Below are 5000 nucleotides of genomic sequence, written 5' to 3'. Positions count from 1 at the left end.
TTTCTCGCCCAGCATCCCGGCATCGAGCTGACGCTCGACCTTGATGACCGGCGGGTGGACCTCTCCGCGGAGGGTTACGATGCCGTGGTCCGGCACGGTCCGCTCATGGATTCACGGCTGGTTGCCTGGCGGCTGGCGCCAAGTCGGCGAGTTCTCGTTGCTTCGCCGGATTACCTGGCATGGCACGGTATACCTGGCGCGGCAGGTGACCTCGAGAGTCATGCCGGAATCTTCTATACCAACAGGGGGGTCTATGACTGGCGGTTCCCTGGCCCAACCGGTGCAACAATTGTTCGCGGTCGGGCGACCCTGCGCGTGAACAACGGCGACATGATGCTGGACGCCGCGCTGTCCGGGATCGGCATTGCCCTCCTGCCAACGTTCATCGTCGGTCCCGACATCGCGAGGGGCCGCCTTCATGTCATCGACGTCGGACTACGATCCGCTGCGGAATTTATCTATGTCGCCCATCAGGAGGGACGACGGCCTTCGGCCAAGTTGCGAGCTTTTGCCGACTGCTTGCGTGAGGCGTTCGGAGAGCCACCATATTGGGAGCATTGACGGCGCGCCCGCCAATAAGCCCAATGCTGCGATCACACATGGGGCTGGGCTTTTGGCAGCACTTCGATGCATCGGCAGGTCCGTTCGGGGTCACGCACTGACGATCCCATGCCCTTAAGGAACTTCCGCTGTTCCTCGCGAGAGCAGACCATCAGTCTACTTCCGCGAAGTGCCAGGAGGAGACCTTTAGACTCGCATGAATCTCATTCATTGCATCACTCTAAAGTGGGCGAAATTGGGCTTCTGGGCGGGCAAGCTCTTACTTGCGCGAACGGGCCTGATAGGGATCGTCGCCGGATGGCGATTATCGGAAATTGATCCGCATCATATCGCCGATGCAGTCCGAAATGGCCCTCACGTCACAGACCAGGCCCGTTCTCGGCGCTGCTGTAGGATTGAAACGCTGCGACTTCGTCTCTGGCCCCCATGACGACCGCGACGCGGTCGTGCAAGCCTGCGGGAACGATGTCGAGAATTCGCTGCGTACCGTCGATGGCAGAGCCGCCAGCTTGCTCGATGATCAGTCCGAGTGGATTGGCTTCGTACAGCAGGCGCAGCTTGCCGGCCCGCGCCGGGTCGCGTGCGTCCCATGGATAGAGGAAGATGCCGCCCCGGTTGAGGATGCGATGGATGTCGGCAACCATCGAACCCGTCCAGCGCATGTTGAAGTCCTGACCGCGTGGGCCTTCCCGTCCAGCAAGGCGGTCATCGATGTACTGGCGAACCTGCGGTATCCAATGACGATGGTTCGACATGTTGATGGCGAACTCGCGGTTGCCTTCGGGGATGATGATATTGCTCTGGGTCAGCACCCACGAGCCCACCTCGCGGTCCAGCGTGAACCCGAACACTCCCTTGCCGAATGTCAGGACGAGTGACGTCTGGGGACCGTAGACCGCGTAGCCCGCAGCAACCTGTCGGCTACCGGGCTGAAGGAAATCCTCTTCCTGAACATCCCGGGTGGAAGCGCCCTCGGGTGCTTCCAGCACCGAAAAGATTGTGCCGACGCTCAGGTTGACGTCGATGTTGCTCGACCCGTCGATGGGATCGTACACGAGCAGGTACTCGCCCTTCGGATAGCGGTGCGGAATTAGGTGGATGGTGTCCATCTCCTCGGATGCCAGGGCAGCGAGATGACCGCCCCACTCGTTGGCCTCCAGCAGAATCTCGTTCGATAAAACGTCCAGCTTCTTCTGCACCTCGCCCTGGACGTTCTCCGTCCCCAGGCTGCCGAGGATGCCACCCAGCTCGCCCTTGTTGATGGTGTAACTGATCGCCTTGCAAGCTCGTGCAACCACCTCGATGAGAAGCCGAAGCTGGGCGGACAGGGCCTCCCCTTCCCGCTGCTGCTCGATCAGGAATCGGCTCAGGGTGATGCGTGCCATGGCCTTGACCCGTCCTCCGTTTATCCACGCTGGAGACCGTCGCGTCGCCAGTAACATCCGGTTCAACGCATGCTCATCGGTGGCTTGGCAGGCCGCCGATCGGGTCAGCCCCGCGCTTGAGCTCTAACGCGAAGGTAACGCCTGGCTCATGGCTAGCCGCCGCGCATAGTCGAGCGCAGACAACATATTGACGTGATTGGCTTTGCCGGTGCCCGCGATATCGAACGCGGTTCCGTGGTCGACGGAGGACCGATCGATGGGCAATCCAAGGGAGACATTCACCGCGCTGTCGAAGGCCACCAGCTTAACCGGGATATGCCCCTGATCGTGGTACTGCGCCACAACCAAGTCGAAGGCACCCTGATAAGCGCGGTGATAGACCGTGTCAGCCGAAATCGGTCCGGAGACATCGATCCCCTCCGCACGGGCAGCCGCCACGGCGGGTACCAGTTGATCGTCGTCCTCGCGGCCGAACAGCCCGTTCTCGCCGCAATGCGGATTGATGCCGGCAACCGCAATGCGCGGTGACGCAATCCCCATGCGCTGGAAATGGCGCTGCCCGACACGAATGGTTTCAAGGACGCGCTCCGGGGTCGCCCGCTCGATGGCGGTTCTGAGGGAGACGTGCGTGGACACGTGAATAACATTGAGGCGCTCGGACGCGAGCAGCATCCACGATGCACGGCTGCCGGTCAGGTGGGCCAGGAGGCCAGTGTGACCGTCGTAATGGTGACCGGCCGCGTTCAGAGCCTCCTTGTTGATCGGGGCGGTGACGATGCCGGCAGCCTGTCCCGACTGTGCCAGCTCGACCGCCGTACGGATGTACTGATAGGCGGCTTCGCCGCAGCGCGGGCTGAGCACGCCGAAACGGTCCGGCAGGCCATCGACAGGCACGTCAATCAGGCGCAATGCGCTGCCGTCGGTCCGCGTGGTGTCGGCAATCCCCAGATTGACGCTGCTCGCCGCGATCGCGCGTTCCAGGGTTCGGCGGTCGCCGATGATGGCGAAGTCCGCCCGCTGGGACGGCGGCAGGGCCGCCAATGCCTTTACCGTCACCTCGGCGCCGACACCGGACGGGTCACCCATGGTTATGACAATCGGATGCTCGTGAGCTACGGTCATCGAGACGGCTCCTCTGCTCAGCGAACGCTCGACGCAATCGCTTCTTCGGAAACATGTAAAGTGATCACTTCCATACTGGCGTTTCCGCCATCATGCAAGTAATTTCATAAACTTAACCGAATGACATTTGCAGATGAGATCAATAATTTCAGGGTTTTAATTTAACAGATTTACCTGTAAGGTGCTGGCACGCAATGAGGTTTCGACCATGAAGACGCTGATCGTCGCGGACGATCTCACGGGTGCCCTGGACAGCGCGGTGACCTTCGCGGGTGTGGGCCTGCGCTGTACGGTCGCTCGGCGGCCTGCCGACATCCCCGCCGCCATGGCCACCGCGTCGGACGTGCTCGCAGTCAGCACGGCGTCCCGCGAGGGATCCCCCGAAGCTGCAACCTGCGCCGTCAGCCACGTCTTCGATGCGATCGGCGACCGACCGATGCTGGTCTTCAAGAAGGTCGATTCCCGGCTCAAGGGTCATTGCGCGGCGGAACTCGGCATGGTCGCCGCAAGGACTGGGATCGAGCGGGCGGTCGTGACACCCGCGATCCCGGCGCAGGGTCGGACGACCCAAGGCGGACAACTTTCCGGAGCAGGCGTCGTCTCTCCGATCGACGTGGCTGCGATCTTCGCCGAAGCCGGCGTGAGGGTCGAGGTTCCGGACGCGGCAACCGATGCCGACCTCGACCGCGTGGTCACGGCTGCGATGCCCGGGGATCCGGTGCTCCTCGTCGGAGCCGCCGGTCTCGCGGCGGCGCTTGCCCGGCATCTGCGCCCTGGCGCATGTCCCGCCCCGGTCGGCAACCTGCCGGCGCCCCTGCTGCTGGCGATCGGTTCGCGTGATCCCGTCACGCTGGCACAGCTTGACGTCTTACGCGCCGCCGGCGTGCAGGAACTGCCTGCCCCCGACGGTCGGGTGGAAGTGCCGACGGGCGGCATCCGCCATGACGCGCTGCTGCTTCGGCTCGTCACAGGCGGCGATGCGTTCGATCCCCTCCGCGCCAACGCTCATTTTGCCAAGTCCGTGTCGCAGTTCGCCAAGTCCGCGGACGTGGGCACGCTCGTTGCCTGCGGTGGCGAGACCGCGGACGCCATCCTGGGATCGCTCGGTGTCGGCATCCTCGAGGTCGAGGGCGAGGCCTTGCCGGGGGTGCCGGTTTCATCAATGGTTGTCGGCGGTCGAAGGACAAGACTTGTCACGAAGTCCGGGGGGTTCGGCGCACCTGACGCGCTCGCAAGAATCGTCACCATGACAGCGAACACAGGACGGGACTGACACGATTATGGATACGACCGATTTCGACATGGACCAGCCGCCATCCGAGGCGCCCAGGCCCGCCCGCCCGGGGCTGGCGGACCGGATCTATCATCTGATCTACAGCCGGATCACGAACGGTGATTATCCGGCGAACCAGAAGCTGCCGCCGGAAAAGGCGCTCGCCGAGGAGTTCGGCGTCTCGCGCCCCGTGCTGCGCGCCGCGCTGGAACGGCTGCGGGATCAAGGCCTCGTCTATTCGCGCCAAGGTGCCGGGAGCTATGTCCGCGAGGTGCGCAGCGCACCGCTCGGCTTCGCGCCCGTCGAGACGATTGCCGACATCCAGCGTTGCTACGAGTTCCGGATCTGCATCGAGACGACCGCTGCGTCCCTCGCGGCCAGTCGGCGTGATTCCGCCGCCATCGAGAAGATCGAGACGGCACTCTCGCTCATGGACGCGGCAACCAACTCCCAGATCCACCGCGAGGACGCCGATTTCGCGTTTCATCTCGCCATCGCGCAGGCAGCCAATAACCAATACTTCGACACATCACTGCGGGCGCTGCGCGAGCACATCTATGTCGGGATGAAGCTGCACGGCCAATCGCTCATGACCGACGGGGCCAAGGGCTTGCGGGAGGTCTTCCAGGAACACCGTGCGATCTTCGCCGCAATCCGTG

5 protein-coding genes (1 of these 5 running past the window's edge) are annotated in these 5000 nt (G+C 63.3%); 3 read left to right on the top strand and 2 right to left on the bottom strand.

All coding sequences use genetic code 11. From position 1 onward, the window contains the following. Positions 1–561, top strand: the 3' portion of a protein-coding gene (locus tag ACXJKO_RS27875) for a LysR family transcriptional regulator (protein ID WP_457094295.1). It extends 339 nt beyond the left edge of the window; only the last 561 of its 900 coding nucleotides appear in the window; the start codon falls outside the window, past its left edge; its stop codon occupies positions 559–561. A 359-nt stretch (positions 562–920) separates the two neighbouring features. Here ACXJKO_RS27875 and ACXJKO_RS27870 read toward each other — a convergent pair whose 3' ends face one another. Both ACXJKO_RS27870 and pdxA read right to left on the bottom strand, forming a co-directional pair. Then, positions 921–1946, bottom strand: coding sequence for a class 1 fructose-bisphosphatase (locus tag ACXJKO_RS27870; RefSeq protein ID WP_457094294.1), 1026 nt, complete (start codon positions 1944–1946; stop codon positions 921–923). A 123-nt stretch (positions 1947–2069) separates the two neighbouring features. Beyond that, positions 2070–3068, bottom strand: a complete 999-nt coding sequence (pdxA, locus tag ACXJKO_RS27865; RefSeq protein ID WP_457094293.1) for a 4-hydroxythreonine-4-phosphate dehydrogenase PdxA — start codon at positions 3066–3068, stop codon at positions 2070–2072. Positions 3069–3249: 181 nt separating this feature from the next. On the opposite strand from pdxA, the gene ACXJKO_RS27860 reads away from it, so the two are divergent. Continuing rightward, complete coding sequence (locus ACXJKO_RS27860) at positions 3250–4341, top strand: four-carbon acid sugar kinase family protein (protein ID WP_457094292.1); 1092 nt, start codon at positions 3250–3252, stop codon at positions 4339–4341. A 7-nt stretch (positions 4342–4348) separates the two neighbouring features. Next, the coding region (locus tag ACXJKO_RS27855; RefSeq protein ID WP_457094291.1) for a FadR/GntR family transcriptional regulator at positions 4349–5000 on the top strand (652 nt) is incomplete at its 3' end.

Source organism: Microvirga sp. P5_D2 (genome assembly GCF_054049475.1).
The sequence above is the reverse complement of the archived record's forward strand: the minus strand, read 5'-3'. Positions and strand labels throughout refer to the sequence as shown.

What these genes read in the sequence shown, in the direction of transcription:
- ACXJKO_RS27870 (WP_457094294.1), bottom strand. Translation starts at nt 1,946, where the DNA reads ATGGCACGCATCACCCTGAGCCGATTCCTGATCGAGCAGCAGCGGGAA.
- pdxA (WP_457094293.1), bottom strand. Translation starts at nt 3,068, where the DNA reads ATGACCGTAGCTCACGAGCATCCGATTGTCATAACCATGGGTGACCCG.